This is a genomic window from Herbiconiux sp. FW305-C-125 (assembly GCF_058783455.1).
In genome coordinates this window covers 108,221-128,270 of sequence record NZ_JBYSYO010000010.1, presented here as the reverse complement: position 1 = coordinate 128,270, position 20,050 = coordinate 108,221, and the positions used below count along the sequence as shown (strand labels likewise).

18 protein-coding genes are annotated in these 20,050 nt (G+C 70.6%); 6 read left to right on the top strand and 12 right to left on the bottom strand.

Annotated features, from left to right (window positions below; genetic code table 11):
* Window positions 1-6: 6 nt before the first annotated feature.
* Window positions 7-2,157 (bottom strand): ATP-dependent Clp protease ATP-binding subunit, encoded by a 2,151-nt coding sequence (locus tag AC3WLB_RS19910; RefSeq protein WP_492508965.1) that lies wholly within the window; start codon window positions 2,155-2,157, stop codon window positions 7-9.
* Between the two features lie 110 nt (window positions 2,158-2,267).
* Here AC3WLB_RS19910 and mptB point away from each other — a divergent pair, with 110 nt between their 5' ends.
* Window positions 2,268-3,851 (top strand): polyprenol phosphomannose-dependent alpha 1,6 mannosyltransferase MptB, encoded by a 1,584-nt coding sequence (gene mptB / locus AC3WLB_RS19905; protein WP_492508963.1) that lies wholly within the window; start codon window positions 2,268-2,270, stop codon window positions 3,849-3,851.
* Here mptB and AC3WLB_RS19900 read toward each other — a convergent pair.
* From AC3WLB_RS19900 to AC3WLB_RS19875, 6 genes are all read right to left on the bottom strand, one after another.
* Complete coding sequence (locus tag AC3WLB_RS19900) at window positions 3,823-4,962, bottom strand: class I SAM-dependent methyltransferase (RefSeq protein ID WP_492508962.1); 1,140 nt, start codon at window positions 4,960-4,962, stop codon at window positions 3,823-3,825. The two genes, mptB and AC3WLB_RS19900, sit on opposite strands and share 29 nt — an antisense overlap.
* A 37-nt stretch (window positions 4,963-4,999) precedes the next feature.
* Window positions 5,000-5,425: a heat shock protein transcriptional repressor HspR gene (locus AC3WLB_RS19895; RefSeq protein WP_022896933.1), complete on the bottom strand. Its 426-nt coding sequence runs from the start codon at window positions 5,423-5,425 to the stop codon at window positions 5,000-5,002.
* Window positions 5,426-5,546: 121 nt separating this feature from the next.
* A complete protein-coding gene (locus tag AC3WLB_RS19890; RefSeq protein ID WP_492508960.1) occupies window positions 5,547-6,527 on the bottom strand; it encodes a DnaJ C-terminal domain-containing protein in 981 nt (326 codons plus the stop codon).
* On the bottom strand, window positions 6,520-7,176 hold the full coding sequence (locus tag AC3WLB_RS19885) for a nucleotide exchange factor GrpE (protein ID WP_022896931.1): 657 nt from the start codon (window positions 7,174-7,176) through the stop codon (window positions 6,520-6,522). Before AC3WLB_RS19885 ends, AC3WLB_RS19890 begins: the two co-directional genes overlap by 8 nt.
* A gap of 4 nt (window positions 7,177-7,180) precedes the next feature.
* Window positions 7,181-9,049, bottom strand: a complete 1,869-nt coding sequence (gene dnaK / locus AC3WLB_RS19880) for a molecular chaperone DnaK (RefSeq protein ID WP_022896930.1) — start codon at window positions 9,047-9,049, stop codon at window positions 7,181-7,183.
* A 164-nt stretch (window positions 9,050-9,213) separates the two neighbouring features.
* The gene (locus tag AC3WLB_RS19875; protein WP_492508958.1) at window positions 9,214-10,383 is read right to left on the bottom strand and encodes a hypothetical protein; all 1,170 of its coding nucleotides are present in this window, start codon (window positions 10,381-10,383) and stop codon (window positions 9,214-9,216) included.
* 102 nt (window positions 10,384-10,485) lie between these two features.
* On the opposite strand from AC3WLB_RS19875, the gene AC3WLB_RS19870 reads away from it, so the two are divergent.
* A complete protein-coding gene (locus AC3WLB_RS19870) occupies window positions 10,486-11,916 on the top strand; it encodes an MFS transporter (protein ID WP_492508956.1) in 1,431 nt (476 codons plus the stop codon).
* Here the strand turns inward: AC3WLB_RS19870 and crcB are convergent.
* Both crcB and AC3WLB_RS19860 read right to left on the bottom strand, forming a co-directional pair.
* Window positions 11,884-12,261 carry a fluoride efflux transporter CrcB gene (gene crcB, locus AC3WLB_RS19865; protein WP_492508954.1) on the bottom strand — a complete coding sequence of 126 codons (378 nt, stop codon included), beginning with the start codon at window positions 12,259-12,261 and terminating at the stop codon, window positions 11,884-11,886. The two genes, AC3WLB_RS19870 and crcB, sit on opposite strands and share 33 nt — an antisense overlap.
* Window positions 12,258-12,770, bottom strand: a complete 513-nt coding sequence (locus tag AC3WLB_RS19860; RefSeq protein WP_492508952.1) for a fluoride efflux transporter FluC — start codon at window positions 12,768-12,770, stop codon at window positions 12,258-12,260. Before AC3WLB_RS19860 ends, crcB begins: the two co-directional genes overlap by 4 nt.
* Before the next feature lie 230 nt (window positions 12,771-13,000).
* Here AC3WLB_RS19860 and AC3WLB_RS19855 point away from each other — a divergent pair, with 230 nt between their 5' ends.
* Window positions 13,001-14,083, top strand: coding sequence for a cell wall-binding repeat-containing protein (locus tag AC3WLB_RS19855; RefSeq protein ID WP_492508950.1), 1,083 nt, complete (start codon window positions 13,001-13,003; stop codon window positions 14,081-14,083).
* Window positions 14,084-14,152: 69 nt separating this feature from the next.
* On the opposite strand, the gene AC3WLB_RS19850 is transcribed toward AC3WLB_RS19855, so the two are convergent.
* From AC3WLB_RS19850 to AC3WLB_RS19840, 3 genes are all read right to left on the bottom strand, one after another.
* On the bottom strand, window positions 14,153-14,854 hold the full coding sequence (locus AC3WLB_RS19850; protein ID WP_492508948.1) for a copper resistance CopC family protein: 702 nt from the start codon (window positions 14,852-14,854) through the stop codon (window positions 14,153-14,155).
* The gene (locus AC3WLB_RS19845) at window positions 14,851-15,711 is read right to left on the bottom strand and encodes a YcnI family copper-binding membrane protein (protein ID WP_492508947.1); all 861 of its coding nucleotides are present in this window, start codon (window positions 15,709-15,711) and stop codon (window positions 14,851-14,853) included. The genes AC3WLB_RS19850 and AC3WLB_RS19845 overlap by 4 nt, the downstream gene beginning before the upstream one ends.
* Window positions 15,712-15,790: 79 nt before the next feature.
* On the bottom strand, window positions 15,791-16,477 hold the full coding sequence (locus AC3WLB_RS19840) for a hypothetical protein (protein WP_492508945.1): 687 nt from the start codon (window positions 16,475-16,477) through the stop codon (window positions 15,791-15,793).
* 200 nt (window positions 16,478-16,677) lie between these two features.
* Between AC3WLB_RS19840 and AC3WLB_RS19835 the strand changes: the two genes are divergently transcribed.
* From AC3WLB_RS19835 to AC3WLB_RS19825, 3 genes are all read left to right on the top strand, one after another.
* Entirely contained in the window at window positions 16,678-17,661 is a 984-nt protein-coding gene (locus tag AC3WLB_RS19835) for a sigma-70 family RNA polymerase sigma factor (RefSeq protein ID WP_492508943.1), read from the top strand.
* A 238-nt stretch (window positions 17,662-17,899) separates the two neighbouring features.
* The gene (locus AC3WLB_RS19830; protein WP_492508941.1) at window positions 17,900-19,057 is read left to right on the top strand and encodes a hypothetical protein; all 1,158 of its coding nucleotides are present in this window, start codon (window positions 17,900-17,902) and stop codon (window positions 19,055-19,057) included.
* 88 nt (window positions 19,058-19,145) lie between these two features.
* Window positions 19,146-20,050, top strand: a 905-nt coding sequence (locus AC3WLB_RS19825; protein ID WP_492508939.1) for a hypothetical protein, incomplete at its 3' end; no start/stop codon positions are given.

Here is a 20,050-nt window from a genome sequence, read left to right as displayed (position 1 = left end):
GGCGGGCTACGCGGCGGCGACCGCCAGGGTGTCGCCGTCGGGGGCGACGTCGACGCGCACGGTGTCGCCGTCGCGCACCGCTCCGGAGAGGAGCGCGGTCGCCAGGCGGTCGTCGATCTCGTGCTGCATGAGCCGCCGCAGCGGGCGCGCGCCGTAGATCGGGTCGTAGCCGCGTTCGGCGAGCCACGCCCGCGCATCCGGAGTCACCGCGAGCTGCAGGCGCCGCTGCTCGAGGCGACGCGACAGGCGGTCGACGTAGAGCGAGACGATCTGCGCGAGGTCGGCCTCGGTGAGTGCCTGGAAGATCACGATGTCGTCGAGGCGGTTCACGAACTCGGGCTTGAACGCCTGCCGCACCATGCCCTGCACGAGGTCTGCGGCCTCGGTGCGCGACAGCGTCGGGTCGACGAGATACTGCGAACCGAGGTTCGAGGTGAGGATGAGGATGGTGTTGCGGAAGTCGACCGTGCGGCCCTGCCCATCCGTCAGCCGGCCGTCGTCGAGCACCTGCAGCAGCACGTCGAAGACCTCCGGATGCGCCTTCTCGACCTCGTCGAGCAGGATCACCGAGTAGGGCCGCCGCCGCACGGCTTCGGTCAGCTGACCACCCTGCTCGTAGCCGATGTAGCCGGGAGGGGCACCCAGCAGGCGCGCCACCGAGTGCTTCTCGCCGTACTCCGACATGTCGATGCGCACCAGCGCCTTCTCGTCGTCGAACAGGAACTCGGCGAGCGCCTTCGCCAGCTCGGTCTTGCCCACGCCGGTGGGGCCGAGGAAGAGGAACGAGCCGGTGGGCCGGTCTTCGTCGGCGATGCCGGCGCGCGACCGGCGCACCGCATCCGCCACCGCTCGCACCGCATCCTTCTGGCCGATCAGCCGACGCCCGAGTTCGCCCTCGAGGTGCAGCAGCTTCTCGGTCTCGCCCTGGGTGAGCCGGTCGACCGGGATGCCCGTCCACGCCGCGATGACGGCGGCGATGTCGTCGGCCGTGACCTGGTCGTTGACCATCCGCTCCCCGCCGTCTTCGGACTCCTCGTCGCGCTCGGCCTCGGCCAGCGACCGCTCGAGCACGGGGATCTCGCCGTAGAGCAGCCGCGACGCCTGCTCGAGGTCGCCCTCGCGCTGCGCCCGTTCGGCTCGCATGCGGGCGCGGTCGAGCTTCTCCTTGAGCTCACCGACACGGTTCAGCGCGGCGCGTTCGTGCTCCCAGCGCTCCTGCAGCTCGGCGAGGGTCGCCGAGCGCGCACGCAACGTCTCGCGCAGGGCGGCGAGCCGCTCCTTCGACGCGTCGTCCTTCTCTTTCTTGAGCGCCAGCTCCTCGAGCTTCAGCCGGTCGACGCTGCGCCGCAGCTCGTCGATCTCCACCGGCGCGGAGTCGATCTCCATGCGCAGCCGCGAGGCCGCCTCGTCGATCAGGTCGATCGCCTTGTCGGGCAGCTGCCGCCCGGGGATGTACCGGTTCGAGAGCGCCGCCGCGGCGACCAGGGCGGAATCGGCGATCGCGACCTTGTGGTGCGCCTCGTAACGCTCTTTCAACCCGCGCAGGATGGCGATGGTGTCCTCCACCGACGGCTCCCCCACGAACACCTGCTGGAAGCGGCGCTCCATCGCGGCGTCGCGCTCGATGAACTCGCGGTACTCGTCGAGCGTCGTCGCGCCGATGAGGCGCAGCTCGCCGCGCGCGAGCATCGGCTTCAGCATGTTGGAGGCCGCGACCGACCCCTCGCCGCCGCCCGCACCCATGAGGGTGTGCAGCTCGTCGATGAACGTGATGATCTGCCCGTCGGCCGCATTGATCTCGGCGAGCACCGCCTTCAGGCGCTCCTCGAACTCGCCGCGGTACTTCGCACCCGCGACGAGCGCCGCGAGGTCGAGCGAGACGAGCTGCTTGCCCTTCAACGAGTCGGCGACGTCGCCCGCGACGATGCGCTGCGCGAGCCCCTCGACCACCGCCGTCTTTCCGACGCCGGGCTCGCCGATGAGCACGGGGTTGTTCTTGGTGCGCCGGGTGAGCACCTGGCTCACCCGGCGGATCTCGGCGTCCCGCCCGATCACGGGGTCGAGCTTGCCGCTCGCCGCGATCTCGGTGAGGTTGACGCCGTACTGCTCGAGGGCGCTCTTCTGCTCCTCGCCGTTCTGGTTGGGCTGGTTGGCCATGCTGCGGAAGTCCTTTTCAAACTTGAGTTGATATGACTCAAGTTTAGCAGAATGACGGTACGGGCGCCAGGGTTCGCCACTCATTCAACTGGGCATGGTAAGACGTAAGCGTGCCTGTCCTCTCCCCTCGCGTGCGCCTGCTGCTCGGAGTCGTCGGCTCCGTGAGCATCGCCGTCGGATCGCTGGGGGTCGGCTGGCTCGGTCCGTCCTCCGCGCTGCGGGGCTGGCTCCTCTTCGAACTGCTCCGCAACTCGCGCGGCGCGGTCACCTTCTGCGGGCTCCTCGTCGTGGTCGGAGCAGTGCTGCTGCTCGCCGCCTGGGTGTCTCTCGGCATGTCCCTGCTCGAGCGTCGCTCCTCGCGGGGAAGCGCGTTGCCCGCATCCGCCGAGGCCCTGGTCGACCGGGGCACCGACGGGCGTGGCGGGCCGGATGCCCGGCGCACCGCCGCGCAGGTGCGCGAAGTCGCCGTCGCGGCGACGGCCTGGAGCATCCCGCTCCTGTTCGCCCTCCCCCTGTTCAGCCGGGACATGTTCGCCTACATCGGGCAGGGCCGCCTGATGGCCGCCGGCCTCAACCCCTACAGCACCGGCATGGCCGAGCTGCCCGGCTGGTTCGGTCTCGGGGTCGACCCGTTGTGGGCCGACACGCAGACCCCCTACGGCCCGGTCTTCGTCTGGATCGAACGACTCGTCGTGATGTCGACGGATGCGCTGCCCCCCGAGATCGCGCTCTTCGCCTTCCGCTTCATCGCCGCCGCCGGGCTCGCGATGCTCGCCTTCTACGCCTGGCGCATCGCGCGGTTGCGCGGCCTCAACCAGGCGGGCGTGCTCTGGGTGGTGGCCGCCAGCCCGCTCGTCATCATGAACTTCGTGGTGGCCGGTCACAACGACTCGCTCATGCTCGCCTTCGTCGTCGCGGGTGTCTACTACGCGCTCAAAGACCGGCCCATCCTCGGCACCCTGCTCGTCGCGGTGGCCATCGGGGTCAAGCCGATCGCCGTCATCGCGCTGCCGATCATCGGCCTGATCTGGGCGGGCTCGAACGCCGGCTGGGGCGCCATCATCCGTCGCTGGGCGGCCGTCGCGGCCGTCGGGCTCGGCACGGTGGTGCTGCTCGGCTGGGGCATCGGCGTCGGCGTCGGCTGGATCGGTGCGCTCATCACCCCCGTCACCATCTCGTCGTGGTACGCGCCCGCCAACATCCTCGGCATCAGCATCGGCGGTCTCGCCAACGGTCTGGGGCTCGACGGCGATCTGGCCCAGACGATCGTGAAACTGGTCCTGCTGGCGGCCGGATGCGCGGCCGCGGGGTATCTCGTCATCACCAAGCGGCGCGCCGACCCGCTGCTGCTGCTCGGGGCGTGCTTCGCCGCCATCACTCTGGCGTCGCCCGTCATCCACCCCTGGTACGGGCTCTGGCTGCTCACCCTGCTCGCCCTGATCGGCGTCGACCGGGTGTGGCGCATCCGGGCCGTGCTCTACTCGACCGCCTTCTTCATGCTGATCGGGCTGACCGAGCCGCTCGACCTCATCCCGCGCCTCGACACCGACACCATGATCCCGGTCGCCGTCATCGGCACCGCGGTCGTGGGGGTGGCCGCCGTGCTGGTCTCGGCCGAGCTCGTGACGCGGCGCACGGTCGCCGTGCGCGGCCTCCGGGTGCCGGTCAACGCCCCGTCGACACCATCACCGTGAACTTCGCGTTGCGATCGACCTGACGCGTCGGGCCGACCGCGCGCTGCAGCGCGGCACGGTAGGCCAGGTGCGAGTTGAACACGGTCCAGAGCTCGCCGCCCGGGCGGAGGACCCGGCCCGCTGCCTCGAAGAGCTTGAGGGCGATACCGGCGTGCACGGTGGAACCCACGTGGAAGGGCGGGTTGAGCAGGATCAGGTCGGCGCTGTCGTCGTCGAAGCCGTTCAGCGCGTCGTCGCGCACCACGTCGACCCGCTGGGCCAGGCCGTTGGCGGCCATGGTTGCGGTGGCCGACTCGACGGCGGCCGCCGACTGGTCGGTGGCGATCACCCGCAGGTCGCCGCGCGAGCGGGCGAGCAGCGCGGCGAGCACGCCGGTGCCGCAGCCGAGGTCGACGGCGGTGCGGGCATCCGGCGCCATCTCGTCGAGATGGTCGATGAGCAGCCGCGTGCCGATGTCGATCTTGGTGCCGGCGAAGGCGTTGCCGGATGCGCAGACCCAGAGGTCGAGGTCGTCGTGGTGTTCCCGGCGCGGCAGGGCCGGCGCGATGCCCTCGCGGCGACGCTCGGCGATGAGCACACGCGACTTCTGGCGGGCGAGGGTCGCCGTCACCTCCTCGAACGAGGTGCCGAGCACGTCGTTCATCGCGGGCGTCATGTGCTTGACGCGACCGCCGGCGTAGACGACCACCGACGGGTCGGCGTAGGCGGCGATCGCGCGGCCGATGTCATCGAGCGCCGCGAGACTGCGCGGAAGTTGCAGAAGCACGACCCTCGCGCCCTCGAGCAACGCACGCCCGAGTGGTTGGTGCGTGAAGCGGCCGCTCAGGTCGATGTCGGCGGCGCGCCGGGCATTGGCGGCGAGTGCGAGCTCGCCCGCCCGCACATCCTGATGCACTCGGATGCCGTGCAGATCGAGCACCGCCGCGGCACCCAGCGTGAGGGCGCCGTAGTTGTCGCCGATGACGACGACGGTTCCCGGATGCCCGGCTGTCTCCTCGAGCGCCTCGGCCGCCTCATCGAGGATGAGCCGGTCGCTCGCGTCGACCGCGAACAGGTTGTCGGCCTCGACGTCGGGGGCACGGCGGAGGGCGTCGAAGGAGAACTCGGTCACCCGTCAACCGTACGCGGTGCCGCCTACGGGGTGCGGCCTACTCGGTGCGAGTGGGGCGCCAGACCACGACCTCGGTGCGGCGCTGGGTGCGGGTGCCGTGCTTGAGGGAGATGACCTCGCCCTCGACGCCGGCCGCGAAGACCCGGCGGCCCGGGCGGTTGAGGAGCTCGTCGGCGAGCGCCGACTCGAGCTCGCGCACGCGGGCGCCGAGCTCGGAGACCTGGTTCTCGAGCTGAAGGATGCGCGCGATGCCCTCGAGCGACACGCCCTCCGACGAGAGCCGGGCCACTTCGCGCAGCTGCACGACGTCGCGCATGGAATAGCGGCGGGACTTGCCCGCCGTGCGGGTGGGGCTCACGAGGCCCAGCCGGTCGTATTGCCGCAGGGTCTGCGGGTGCATGCCCGCGAGCTCTGCGGCCACAGCGATCGCGAACAGCGGCGAGTTCTCGTCGACGTCGCTCATCTCGCGTTCCTTCCTCCCTCGCTCTTTCTCGCGAACATCGCTCGGTCATCCTCGCGACCCGTCAGTTCTGGCCCTTCCTGACCTCAGACAGGGCCGAAATCGACGGGTCGCGAGGAGGGGGTTACTCCCGCGCCTTGGCGAGGAGCTCGGTGCGCGGGTTCTCGGGGGGTTCCACGGCGTGGAAGGCCTCGAGCGCCTCGCGCTGGGCAGCGGTCAGGTGGCTCGGCACGGCGACCTGCACCACCGCGAGCAGGTCGCCCTTGCCCTTGGCGGTCTCGACCCCGCGCCCCTTGACGCGCAGGATGCGCCCCGAGGGGGTTCCGGCCGCCACCTTGAGCTTCACCGGTGCACCACCCAGTGTGGGCACCTCGATCGTGGCACCGAGGGTCGCCTCGACGAAGGTGACCGGCACGTTGACGCGCAGGTTCAGCCCGTCCCGCTCGAACACCGGGTGCTTGCGCACCGAGACCGTGAGCACGATGTCGCCGGCCTCGCCGCCGTCGGGCGAGGGTTCGCCCTTGCCGCGCAGCTTGATCTTCTGCTGGTCGGCGACGCCGGCCGGGATCTTCACCGTGATCGGCTTGCCATCCGCCGTCTGCAGCTTGATGGTGTCGCCCTTGACCGCGGTGACGAAGTCGATCGTGGTGCGCGCCGTGACGTCGCGGCCGCGGGTCGGCCCGTAGGCACCGAACCCGCCACCGCCGCGCCCGAACATGCCGCCCAGGATGTCGTCGAAGCCGCCCGGGGCCTGCTGGTAGCTGTAGCTCGCGCCGCGAGCGCCGCCACCACCCTGCCCGAACATGCCGCCGAAGACGTCTTCGAAGCCGCCGCCCTGGCCCGCGCCGCCCGCGGTGAAGCGGGCGCCGGAGCCCATGGCACGGATCTGGTCGTACTCCTTGCGCTGCTCCGCGTCGGAGAGCACCGAGTAGGCCTCGCTGATCTCCTTGAAGCGGGCCTCCGCCTTCGCGTCGCCCTGGTTGGAGTCGGGGTGGTACTGCCGCGCCAGCTTGCGATAAGCCTTCTTGAGCTCGGCGTCGGAGATGTCTTTCGACACCCCCAGCACCTTGTAGAAGTCTTTGTCGAACCAGTCCTGGCTAGCCATTGGGCACCGCCACTACGACCTTCGCGGCGCGTAGCAGCGTGGACCCGAGGTAGTACCCGGACTCGACCACGTCAGCGATCGTCGGCGTCTGCACCTCAGCGCTGGGCTGCTGGAAGATCGCCTCGTGCACTTGCGGATCGAACTCCTCGCCCGCCGCCGCGAACGGCTTCAGGCCCACTCGCTCGACACCCGAACGGAGCTTCGTCGCGATGGCGGCGAAGGGGCCGCCCTCGGTCAGGTCGCCGTGCTTCTCGGCCCGGTCGAGGTCGTCGAGCACCGGCAGGAGCACTTTGACCACTTCCCCGACCGCTCGCTCGCGCTCGACCTCACGGTTGGCCTCGGTGCGCTTGCGGTAGTTGGCGTACTCCGCCGTGACGCGCTGCAGGTCGGCGAGCCGCTCGGCGGCGAGCTCGTCGGACGTGCTCTGCCCCGACAGGAAGTCGAGGTCGGCGTCGGTCAGCGAGGTCTCCACATCCGGTCCCTCAGCCTGAATGAAGCCCGAGTCGGGAGCGTCGTCCTCCGACGCCCCCGACTCCGCGGCAGGCTGACGAACCTGACCGGTCTCGGGGTCGATGCGCCGCTTGTCGCGGATGATCGGCTCCTCGGGGCCCTCGGAGTCTCCGGGGCGACCGTTCTTGTCGTCAGTCATGGATTCAGTTGTCCTTCTTGGGCTCGTCTTCGTCTTCGACGACCTCGGCGTCGACCACGTCGTCATCGCTCGACGACGACTCGGTCGGCTCCTCGCCGCCCGCGGGGGCGGAGGCGTCGGCCTGTGCAGAAGCATAGATCGCCTGGCCGAGCTTCTGCTGGCTCTCGTTGAGCTTGTCGAACGCGGTCTTCACCGCGTCGTCGTCCTCGCCCGCCAGAGCCGACTTCAGCGCGTCGACATCGGCCTGCACGTCGTTCTTCACGTCGTCCGGCAGCTTGTCGGCGTTGTCCTTGATGAGCTTGTCGGTCGAGTACGCGAGGGTCTCGGCCTGGTTGCGCACCTCGGCGGCCTCGCGGCGCTTCTTGTCTTCGGCGGCGTGCTCCTCGGCCTCGCGCACCATGCGGTCGATGTCCTCCTTGGGCAGCGACGAGCCGCCGGTGATGGTCATCGACTGCTCCTTGCCGGTGCCCTTGTCCTTCGCCGAGACGTGCACGATGCCGTTCGCGTCGATGTCGAAGGTCACCTCGACCTGCGGGATGCCGCGGGGCGCCGGCGCGATGCCGGTGAGCTCGAAGGTGCCCAGGTTCTTGTTGTCGCGGGTGAACTCGCGCTCGCCCTGGAACACCTGGATGGCGACCGACGGCTGGTTGTCGTCGGCCGTGGTGAAGGTCTCGCTGCGCTTGGTGGGGATGGCCGTGTTGCGCTCGATGAGCTTGGTCATGATGCCGCCCTTGGTCTCGATGCCGAGCGACAGCGGGGTGACGTCGATGAGCAGCACGTCCTTGCGCTCACCCTTCAGCACGCCGGCCTGGAGGGCCGCGCCGACGGCGACGACCTCATCCGGGTTGACGCCCTTGTTGGGCTCCTTGCCCCCGGTGAGCTTCTTCACCAGCTCGACGACGGCGGGCATGCGGGTGGAACCACCCACGAGCACGACGTGCGAGATGTCGTTGACCGAGACACCGGCCTCGGCGATGACGTCCTTGAACGGCTTCTCGGTGCGGGCCAGCAGGTCGCTGGTCAGCTCCTCGAACTTCGCGCGGGTGAGCGTGACGTCGAGGTTGGCCGGGCCGTTCTCGGTGAGCGACAGGTAGGGCAGCGTGATGCTGGCCGACATGCCGGAGCTGAGCTCCTTCTTGGCCTGCTCGGCCGCCTCCTTGAGCCGCTGCAGCGCGATCTTGTCCTTCGACACGTCGACGCCCGTGGTGTCCTTGAACTGCTTGATGAGGTACTCGACGACCCGCTGGTCCCAGTCGTCACCACCGAGCCGGTTGTCACCGGCGGTGGCACGCACCTGGATGGTGCTGAAGTCGTCGTCCTTGCCCACCTCGAGCAGGGAGACGTCGAAGGTTCCGCCACCGAGGTCGAAGACCAGGATGAGCTCGTCCTCCTTGCCCTTGTCGAGGCCGTAGGCGAGCGCGGCCGCGGTGGGCTCGTTGATGATGCGCAGCACGTTGAGGCCCGCGATCTCGCCGGCCTCCTTGGTGGCCTGACGCTCGGAGTCGTTGAAGTACGCCGGAACGGTGATGACGGCATCCGTCACGGTGTCGCCGAGGTAGGACTCCGCGTCGCGCTTCAGCTTGGCGAGGATGCGCGCCGAGATCTCCTGCGGGGTGTACTTCTTGCCGTCGATGTCGGCCTTCCAGTCGGTGCCGATGTGGCGCTTGACGCTGGAAATGGTGCGGTCGACGTTGGTGACGGCCTGCCGCTTGGCGGTCTCACCGACGAGAACCTCTCCGTCCTTCGTGAATGCGACCACGGACGGTGTGGTGCGGAAACCCTCCGCGTTCGCGATGACGGTGGGCTCTCCACCTTCGAGCACGGCGACCACCGAGTTGGTGGTTCCGAGGTCGATGCCTACTGCACGAGCCATGTCGGCTGTTCTCCTTTTGTCGTGTTGCCTGATTCGTTGAAACGGTGTTCGTAGAAGTCGTGGCCGGGCTCATAGAGTTGAGCCCGATGACTTCAAGTTTCCCAGGAAGCACGCCTCACGTCAAGTTCTCACAGCAAAACTTGAGTTAATCTGACTCAAGTTTTTCAGCCGGCCCACCGTTGCGTCTCGATGAGGTAGATCACGATCGAACGCAACCGGGCGAAGGGCAGACGCTCCTGCCCCACCGGGACCAGGAACCTCGGCGGAACGTCGTCCTCGAGCTCCTCGATGCGAGCGAGCAGGTCGTGCAGCCGACCACCGGAGGCATCGACATGAGCGCCGGTGGCACTGAGCACCCGCGACAGATCGAGCGCCACACGGTTCAGCGCCCAGCGCTGCGCTGCGTCGAGTACGGTGCGAGCCGAGGTCGGGCTCCCTGCCCACGGTGCGTACAGACCCTCGAACGACTCCCGGATGCCCGGCCCCGCCCCGAACCCGGCCCCGCCCACCAGCATCACCGGCGTACCGTCGGCACGGCGCTCCACCGGGCCGGACTCGCGCAGCCTGCCGCTCCACCCGATCTCGAACAGCATCCGCCGGACGACCGTGCGGCCCCGGAAGACACGGATGGCATAAACCCCGGGTCGTGCGCTCAGATCGATGATCTTCGGTGCGTTCGTCGTCGTGGCGACGTGGGAACCCGGGGTGAAGGCCCACACGTTCGGCAGGCGTACCTCGACGAGACGGAAGGTGTGCGCACGGTCGGGGCCCTCGATGCAGTCCACGACCGCCAGCTCGACGGGCGTGCCCGCGCTGCGCCGCTCGGCCGACCGCACGAGCGGACGACCGTTGCAGTAGAGGGTGACATCGAAGCCGCCGATGTCCCCGTCATCGTCGGAGCACCAGAAACTCGACGCCAGCGAGGGCGCCTCCGCCCCGGTCGAGGGGTCGAGCCACAGCGTCGCGCCCTGCACCACCTGGTCGGGTGCCAGCGCGACGCCGCACCCCTCGGCCACCGGCTCCACCTCGACGGCGCCGCGGTAGAGTGCATCCGCACCCACCTGCACCCGGAAGGTGAACTCCCCCGGTGCAGCGATCGGGCCGGTCTCGACGCGGAAGCGACCTCCGCTCGCCGGGCCGACGACACCGAGGCCCACCCCCTGCCACGACCCGTCGCGCGCAGCGACGGCGATCGTGACCGCCGCCGAGCGCGCACCCGGCGCCCAGCCCGCGAACTCGCCCGTGAACTCGAGAGCGAACCCCTTTCGCCCCGGCGGTTGCGACACCACCCGCACCACGAGACTCGACACCACGAGCGCCACCACGACGACCACCTCCAGAGAGACTGACTGAGTTTTGCTCAGCTTAGTCCGACCCTCCGACATCGGCTCTGCGAGCGCCACCGTTTGTTCACCGCCTGGGGTTACTGTGGCTGCATGACCGACGGCTCCGCGAAGAGCGACTTCACCCCTCCGCCCCTCGCGAACACGAGCGCTGTGGCGGCGGTGGCCGCCGGGAGCGCGGGCGTCCGGCCGAAGGGTTCGCACGTGCTCGCGTGGGGCCTGTGGGACTGGGGCTCCGCATCCTTCAACGCCGTCATCACCACCTTCGTGTTCACGGTGTACCTGACGAGTGACGCGTTCGGCGGGGAGACGGCGGTCTCGGCGCAACTCGGCATCGCGATGACGATCGCGGGCGTTCTCGTGGCGCTGCTCGCCCCCGTGACCGGCCAGCGCTCGGACCGGCGCGGGCGCCGCAAGCTCTGGCTCGCCGTCAACACCTACGTGGTGGTGCTGCTGTCGGCGGCCATGTTCTTCGTGGCGCCCGACCCCGGGTACCTCTGGCTCGGCCTCTTCCTGCTGGCTGCGGGCACCATCTTCTACGAGTTCGCGACGGTGAACTACAACGCCATGATCACCCAGGTCTCGACGCCGAAGACCGTGGGCAAGGTCTCGGGCTTCGGCTGGGGCATGGGCTACGTGGGCGGCATCGTGCTGCTGCTCATCGTCTACTTCGGGTTCATCGAACCGATCGGGGGAACAGCCCTCTTCGGCGTGCCCGACAGCGACGGTCTGCCGATCCGGGTCACGGTGCTCGTCTCGGCGATCTGGTTCGGCCTGTTCGCGCTGCCCGTGCTCCTCTCGGTGCCCGAGTACCGATCCCCGGAACAGCAGGCCGAGTCGACGGCGGGGCGGGTGGGGATCGTCGAGTCGTACCGCGTGCTCCTCCGCGACATCCGCGCGCTCTTCCGGGAGAACCGGCAGACCGCCTACTTCCTCATCGCCAGCGCCGTGTTCCGCGACGGCCTGACCGGGGTGTTCACCTTCGGCGGGGTGCTCGCGGCGGGATCGTTCGGGTTCTCCTCCGGCCAGGTCATCATCTTCGCCATCGCGGCGAACATCGTGGCGGGGGCGTCGACCATCCTGGTGGGCCTGCTCGACGACCGCTTCGGGGCGAAGCCCGTCATCGTGGCGTCGCTCATCGGGTTGGTGGCCTGCGGCACGGCCGTGTTCTTCCTGCACGACGGCGGGCAGATCGTGTTCTGGACCTTCGGGCTCGCCCTCTGCGCGTTCGTGGGCCCGGCGCAATCGGCCAGCCGGTCGTTCCTCGCCCGGCGCATCCCCGACGGGCGCAACGGCGAGATCTTCGGGCTCTACGCCACCACCGGCAAGGCGGCGACCTTCCTCGCCCCGGCGATGTTCACGCTCTTCATCGGCATCGGCGCCGCGATCTTCGGGCCGGACGCGAACGTGCAGTACTGGGGCATCCTCGGCATCGTGCTGGTGCTCCTGGTGGGGTTGCTGCTCCTGCTGCCGGTCCGCTCGGGCGGCGGGTCAGGCGAGCGAGCCGAGCCAGAGGCCCAGTAGAGCCGCTGCGACCGACGCGACCATCATGCCGAGGCCGTTCGCGAGTGCCGCGCCCCGGCGACGGTTCTGCACGAGGCGGACGGTCTCGAAGCTGGCGGTGCTGAAGGTCGTGTAGCCGCCGAGGAAGCCGCCGCCGAGCACCAGGCGCCAGTCGTCGGCGAGGAGGTGCGTGAGGGCCAGCCCCGTGATGAGGCCGAGCAGGAGCGAGCCCGAGACGTTGATGAGAGTGGTGCCGACGGGATACGAACCGCGGATGCGCGCCTTCACCGCCCCGTCCACCACGAAGCGGGTCGCGGCGCCCACCCCGCCGGCAGCCGCCAGCGCGACGAAGACCAGCGGGGTCACGAGCGCTGCTCCGGCGCGGCGGGGCGGATGCGCCGGCCCCGGCCGACCCGCATCCCCACCACGATGCCACCCCAGCTGGCGAGCGCGCCCGCGATGAGCGTGGCGAAGGCATACAGCAGCGCGACCGCGAATGCGCCATCACCGAGCAGCTGCGCCGTGTCGGTCGCGAACGCGCTGTAGGTGGTGAACCCGCCGAGCACCCCGGTACCGGCGAAGAGTCGGATGCGCCGCCGCCGTCCCTCGTCCGGCCCCCGCAAGGCGAGCAGTTCGAGCAGTCCGCCGAGCACGAAGGCGCCCAGCACGTTGATACCGAAGATGGCGACCGGGAACCCGCCGACCACGGGAACGATGAGGCTGATCGCCTCACGGAGGGCCGTGCCGAGCATCCCGCCTACCGCGACCAGGCCGATGTAGCCCGCCCGCAGGTGCGGCGGCCGCGGTTCGCTGCGTCCCGCCGCGATGACGTCGCTGTCGATGGGCAATTCACCGTGCGCGTCGGCACCGCTCACTGCCGCTGGCTCAGGAGGTTCTGTCATCGCGAGCACAAGCGTACCGGCGGTGTGCCGCCGCTGGAGCGCGTCCGGCCCGCGGCCGTCGCCGCACCTCGACCGTCAGCGACGTCTCACTCTCCGTGCCCCCCTAACTGGGGAGTCGAGAAATCGTCGACTTGCCCTAGTGTCGGAGGCGCCAGAGGTCGGGGGCTGCTGGGGCAGAGGGCTTTGGGGAATCGAGTCCGAAGATGGTTGTGCAGAAGTCCGCGTCGCAGCGTTCACCCAAGCGGTCGAGGCGAGGCGTCGGCATCGCCGCCGCCGTCATCGCGATGGGGCTGCTCGGCTGGGTGATCACCGAGCCGGCGAGCGCCGGCCCGATCTCCCCGCCCGCCGCCGCCATCCTGCCGGCCGACGCCGTGGCGCCGGTCGTCTCGCGCATCAGCGGCGCTGATCGGTTCGAATTGGCGGTCGAGATCGCGAAACGAGTGACCCCTGGGGCGGCGAACACGGTCTACCTCGCGTCCGGCGTCTCGTTCCCGGACGCCTTGAGCGCCGGACCGGCAGCCGCCGCGAATGCCGCACCCCTCTTGCTGGTCGCACAGGATGCAGTACCCGACTCCGTCGCCGCTGCGCTCGTGCGCATCAACCCGACCTCGGTCGTTCTGGTCGGCGGCCCCGCGACCGTCTCCGACCGTGTGCTCGCCACGGTCAGGAGCATCCTGCCCCGCGCGCTCGTCAAGCGCATCGCGGGAGCCGATCGCTACGCCGTCAGCCGCTCCGTGATCGGCGACGCCTTCCCGGCCGGCGCTGCGAGCGTCGTGGTGGCCACCGGACGCGATTTCCCGGACGCCCTCTCCGCCGGCGCCGCGGCCGGTGCCGGTGGCAGCCCGGTTCTCCTCGTCGACGGACTCGCTCCCGTCGCCGACGACGCCACGAAAACGCTGGTGCGCGACCTCGGAGCCTCGGTCGCCACCGTGGTCGGCGGGCCGCTCTCGGTCTCGACGGGCGTCCAGGGCACCATCCTGGCCGGCGGCTGGGTGCCGAGGATCTCGGGGTCGAGCCGCTACGAGGTGTCGCTCAACGTCTTCACCAGCTTCTCCGCCGACTTCAGCACGGTGTACCTCGTCAGCGGTGCGTCCTTCCCCGATGCCCTGGCCGGCGGTGTCCTCGCCGCGAAGACGAACGCGCCGATGTTCGTCGTGCCGGGCGACTGCGTGCCCCAGGGCGTGCTGTCACTGATGGCCGATCGGGGCACCCTGCAGGTTCAGCTCATCGGGGGCCCGGCGACGTTGGGCGCCGGAGTGGCCGCCCTCGTCCCGTGCTCGTTCTGAGGTGAGAGTGGAGTCGCCGCCCGCGCTCGGCGAGCGCGGGGCACGGGCGGCGACCCTGGCGGAATCCGGTCAGGCGTCGCGCCCGGGGCGACGGCGCAGTCCGACGATGAGCACGAGCGCCACGATCACCACCACCCCCAGCGCAGTACCCAGGCCGATCAGCACCAGCGGCACCGACACAGCGCCCGCGCCGGAGGCGACCGACGTCGCGGGCGGCGGAGTGCTGGTGCCGGTCGGCGTCGGGGTCGGACTCGACGTCCTCGGCGGCGCGGATGCGGTTCCCGCGCCCGCCGCCGCGGCACCCGGGGTCGAGACGGCCGGGCCGCCCGGCCCCGCACCCGCGACCGGCCCCGCGTAGTCGAAGCCGTACTCCCCCGAGACCGCGTGCCCGTCGGCCGACACGTTCTGCCACAGCACCGTGTAGGCGCCCTGCGTCGTGGGCGCCACAGCGATGCTGAGCGTGGAGTTCACGATCGACACCGGTCCGGTCGCGACGTTCGCCCCGGACGGGTCGTGCAGCTCGATCGCGATCGCCGCGCTCGCGTCGGCCAGCGGCGGCTCGTTGAAGGTGAGCGAGACGGCCGTGAGCTCATCGGTCACGGTCGAATCGGCCGCAGGCGAGGTCGACACGAGGTAGTCGTGAGCGGATGCTCCCTCCGCCCCGCCGAGCGCCACTCCGGCCACGACCGCCGCGGCCGCGAGCGCGACCACCGCCGCCCGGGCCGTCACTCCCTGCCGGCGCGAACCGGGCCGCCCTCGCTCGGCGCTCATCGCCGGTCCTGTCCGTCGCTCGCGGCACCCTCCGGCGCCGCAGCGGGGTCGGCGGCCGTGCTGAATGCCGGGGCGGACACGGTTGCCGCGGCGGTCGTCCTCGCCTGTGGCCGTCGCAGCAGCGCCACCGCGCCGAGCACGAGGCCGAGGGCGCCCAGGACGAGCCCGCCCACGCCGAAGCCGAGTGCCAGCGAGGCGACATCAGCGGCCGCCGAGCCCGACGCATCCGCACCGGCCGACGCACCGCCCGACGCCGCCACGGTCGCCGCCGACCCCGCGTCGTCCCTCTCCACGGGCGGCGCCTCAGTGATGTACAGCGTGGGCGCCGGCAGTTCGGGCTCCTCGCCCGACGCCGGGGTCGGCTCGTCCCAGTCCACGACCGTGCCGTCGGAGTAGCTCTGATGCGCGGGCAGTACCACCTTCGCCACATCGGGCACCGGCCCGACCGAGATCGGGAACTCCTGGAACTGGCCGGGCGCGACGCCCGGCGTGCCGGCATCCGCTGTCCACACCACCGAGAGCGGCGCTTCGGTGACGGTGGCGTCGCCGGTGGTGATGGGGGCCGGGAGGTCGCCGACGACGACCGCGGCGCTCCACCCCGGCACGGGCTGGTAGGAGACGCTGGTGAACGGCGTATCGGCCGGGAGGTCGACCTCGAGCCGCGTGGTGCTCGCGGTGGCCGACTCGTTGGGCACCTTGAAGGTGAGCGTGGTGTAGCTGCCGGGCTCGGCCTGGCCCGGGTTGACGCGCACGTGCGCCGATGCGGCGAGTGGCGCGCTCGCCAGCACGGCTGCCGAGGCGAGCAGGGTTGCAGCGGCGCCGGCGGTTGCGGCGCGCGCGAGAAGACGGTGTCTCATGATTGTCCTTCGGTGAATCGGGGTGGCGGATGTGCGAACGCGCGCACATCGACACCCCGCCGATGTCGATCGGTGGAGCCTAGAGACGTGCGGCGAGCGCGGCCGGCGGCCCGCGGTGCCGAAGGGTGCTCGTCACGACGAGGAGGTCGCGAAGCCGGTCGACCGGGCCCGCTTCGCCGGCCCGACTCCGCCGACGGTGACGGTGAAGGTGCGCCGCCGCCTCGGTGCAGGCGGCCGGCAGCGCCCGGGCGAACGCGAACGCGTGGCCCAGCCGGGCTCGAACCCACAGCGCGGCCACTCGCTCACGCACGAGCACGGACAGTGCGAGCAGCGCGCGGAGGGTGCGTTCACCGCGGTGCAGGAGCGCGATCGTGAGCACGGCGGCGCACGCGTGCGCCACCCACATCCAGCCCGAGTCGTGGCCCGGATGCGCGGCGGTTGACAGCGCATCCGTCGCCCCGGCGACCGTCATGGTCACGTGCCCGTGGTGAGCGCTCTCGGTGAGCGTCACGCCCGACCCGGCGCCGACGGCGAACAACAGGTGCAAGGCGAACTGGCTGATCAGAACCGAAGTCGTGAGGGCCCACACGGAGAGCCGACGGCCGGCGAGCACGACGCAGACGACCGACGAGAGGGCGATCGCGAGCATCAGCCCGGCTCCGCCCGGAGCACCCCCTCCGGCGGCGGCGTGCGAGAACGCGGCCATGAACACAGCGACCGCGGCAGCAGCGAGCCCGCGGACGACCCGCACTCCTCTGCCCGACATCCGCACCTCCGTGCGACCAGTCTAGAAGCAGCAGGATGCGCCACGAATTCGACCATCTAGACCTCGTAATGCTAGTTCGGCTAACTACATTGCGTTAATCTCGGCCGTTGTCAACCCCCCGGTCCCCCATTTTGGGGGACGTGCCTGCGGGGCATAGCCTTCCGAAGTACCGGGATACGGACCAGTTACAGGAGATGAAGATGTCACGCTCAGCGGTAACTACAACAGCACCGGACGCCGAGATCGACGAGAGCGAACCGGCGGCGCGGCTTACGAACATCCGAGGCGCCTCGGAGGATCCGGTGAAGGACTACCTCCGCCAGATCGGGCGCACACCACTGCTTTCCGCCGAAGAAGAGGTCGACCTCGGTCGCCGCATCGAGGTGGGCGTGCTGGCCGACGGCAAGCTCGCCGAGAACCCGGTGATGGACGCCACGCTGAAGCGCGAACTGCAGTGGCTGGCGCGTGACGGACAGGCGGCGAAGCGCACGCTCATCCAGGCCAACCTGCGGCTGGTCGTGTCGATCGCCAAGCGCTACCTCGAGCGCGGTCTGCCCTTCCTCGACCTCATCCAAGAGGGCAACATCGGGCTCGTGCGCGCGGTCGAGAAGTTCGACTACCAGGCGGGCTTCAAGTTCTCGACCTACGGCTCGTGGTGGATCAAGCAGGCCATCAACCGGGCCCTCGCCGACAGCGGGCGGATCATCCGCATCCCCGTGCACACGTCGGAGAAGATCTCCTCCATCACCCGCATGCAACGGCGGCTCGTGATCGAGCTCGGTCGCGAGCCCTCGATCGACGAGGTGGCGAGCGCGGTCGACCTCCCGCCCCAGAAGGTGCAGGAGTTGCTGCGGCACGGCCGCGACACCGTCTCGATCCACACCCCGGTGGGCGACGACGACGCCGAACTCGGCGACCTGATCGAGGACACCTCGCAGGCCCAGCCCTTCGACGCCGCCGCATCCTCGCTGCAGCACCATGACCTGTCCGTGGCCCTCGCGACGCTGCCGCCGCGTGAGGCGCGCGTGATCTGCATGCGTTTCGGGCTCGACGGGGAAGACGCGATGTCGTTCGACCAGATCGGCGAGGCGCTCGGGGTGTCCCGTGAGCGAGCACGCCAGATTCAGCGCCGGGCGCTCGCCATGCTGCGCGACGAGTCGCTGCACGACTACCTCATCGCCTGAAGTTCCCCGCGCTCTGCGGGAGTTCTCCAAACGAAAAGGCCACCGATAGCCCAGGCGGGCGCGGTGGCCTTTTCGTTTGGAAAAGTCCGCGTCGGCCGCGGTTCGACCCGACCTCGGCGGCTGAGAAATCCCCACTGCGTGCGCTACAGGGGTTGACATGAGCGTTTCTTGGGAGAAGGGTCGATAGAACCGGGGCATCCGATGAGGGAAGCCCGTTCCTACGCAGGGGGTGACTGTCGTGGAACATGCAACTGAAGAGCGGTCACGGCGCCTCCTGCGCCTGGGGCTCGGTGCCCTGGGGGTAGCAGCCGGCTGGCTGGTGCTGTGCGCCGTGTTCGGCTCCCAGTCCGCCTCCGCCGACGAGGCTGCCCCACCGACTTCTGCCGCGCCCGGGGCGTCCGCACTCCTCGGCTCGGTCTCGGATGTGCTCGACACGGCGGCGTCCGCTGTGGCCGACGTGGCCGCAGTCGCCGACGCCCTGCCCAACTCGGACGTCGTCAGTGCGGTAAGCGAGCAGCTCACGCCGGTGACCGAACCGGTCGCCGAAGTGGTGCCCGAGCCCGTCGCTGACGTGGTCGCCACGATTCCTCAGGTGACGGATGCGGTCGGCGAGGTCGCCGCGTCCGACCCGGTGTCGGCCGTGGTCGAGCCGGTGGCGGATGTCGTGGACGATGTCGTCGCCGAACTCCCCGTCGTGCCTGACGTGATCGGTTCGGCGCCCGCGGGGTCGGTGACCGGCCCGGTCGCGGGCGCCGTCGATGTGGTGCTGGGCGACGTGAGCGGGGCCGTCTCGCCGGTGGTACACGACGTCGTCGGGCCTGTGGCGGGCGACGCCGGCGGGCTGTTGCCGGGGCTGCCCGGGTTGCCGGGCGGGCCCGGTGGGTCGGCGGGGGGCCCGTCGGGACCGGCGGCGGGATCGGGCTCGGGTTCGGGCTCGCCGATCGGGCCGAGCGTCGGCGGCGGCGCCGGCTCGGGTGCCGATGCCGGCGCCGTTGCGCCGGAAGGTTTCTCCGCGCGGGGTGGCGCGGGGGTCTCGGATGCGTCGCGCGCATCCGTGCGGGGGGAATGGGGCGGCCCCGGCCTCCCGAACGAGGGCGCGGCGGGCGTTGGGGCCGCCGCGGAATGGGGTCTCGTTCCGGGGGCCGGAGGTTCGCCCGGAGGCGCCGGGCCGTTCGCGCCCGGTGGAGGGCCGGTGGGCGTGCCGGCCCCGGCCTCGCCGTCGACCGGTTCGGGCGGCGCGGGTGCGGGTGCGGCCGGCTCCGGCGGCGCGGGTGCGTTCGCCGATCTCGGGGCCGGAGCCGCCTTCGCCGCCGCCCTGGTGGGCACGCGCGGGACAGCTTCCGACGACGATCTGCCGTCGTCGCCGACACACGACACCGACACCTCTCCCGACTGAGTGAGCCCTGCTCCGCCCTGCGTGGAGCACGGTCATCCGTTCCCGCATCGAGCGGGAGCGACTCACTCATTCGAATTGGAGAAGAACCATGAACAAGTACGTCTCGCGAGGGCTGTGGACAGTCCTCATCACCGGGGGCCTGTGCGTCCTCGGCGCGGGCGTCGCGAACGCCGCTGAAACGAGCGGCGACGATGCGGCGGCGTCCGGCAACCAGGCCATCATCTCGGTGGAGCTCCCGGTGAACATCGGCGGCAACGCGGTGTCGGTGATCGGCGACTCGTCGACCGAGGATTCGACCGCCTCATCGTCAGCCGACCCCACGCCCGCCGCGGAGTCACCCGCAGTGGCGGTGTCGACCGACGGCGCGGATTCGCTGATCGGCGGCAACCAGGCCATCGTCGATGTCGCGGTGCCCGTCTCGGTCGGGGGCAACGCGGTGTCGGTCATCGGCGACTCGACGTCGGAGGATTCGGCGGTGTCGGATGCTGACAGCGCCGAGCCACCCGAGGACACGACAGGTTCGGCGCCGCCGTCGACCCCCGCGTCGACCTCCGGTGACGACAGTGTGGCCGGCGGCAACCAGCTGCCGATCGACGTGTCGGTGCCGGTGACGGCGGGCGGCAACGCCATCTCCGTGATCGGCGATTCGAGCTCCGACGGCTCGACAGTCGCGACCACCGACGGCGGCTCCGCTGCCGGCGAGGGCGCCACGACATCGGGCTCGGACGGCATCGCCGGCGGCAACCAAGTCGCACCCGACATCACCGCACCCATCACCGCCGGCGGCAACGGCATCGCCATCATCGGCGACGCCAGCACCACCGACTCCGACGTCACCACCACCGGCAGCACCACCGCCGGCTCGGGCGACGGCGCCACCACCACCGGCGAGGACGGCATCGCCGGCGGCAACCAGGTCGCACCCGACATCACCGCACCCATCACCGCCGGCGGCAACGGCATCGCCATCATCGGCGACGCCAGCACCACCGA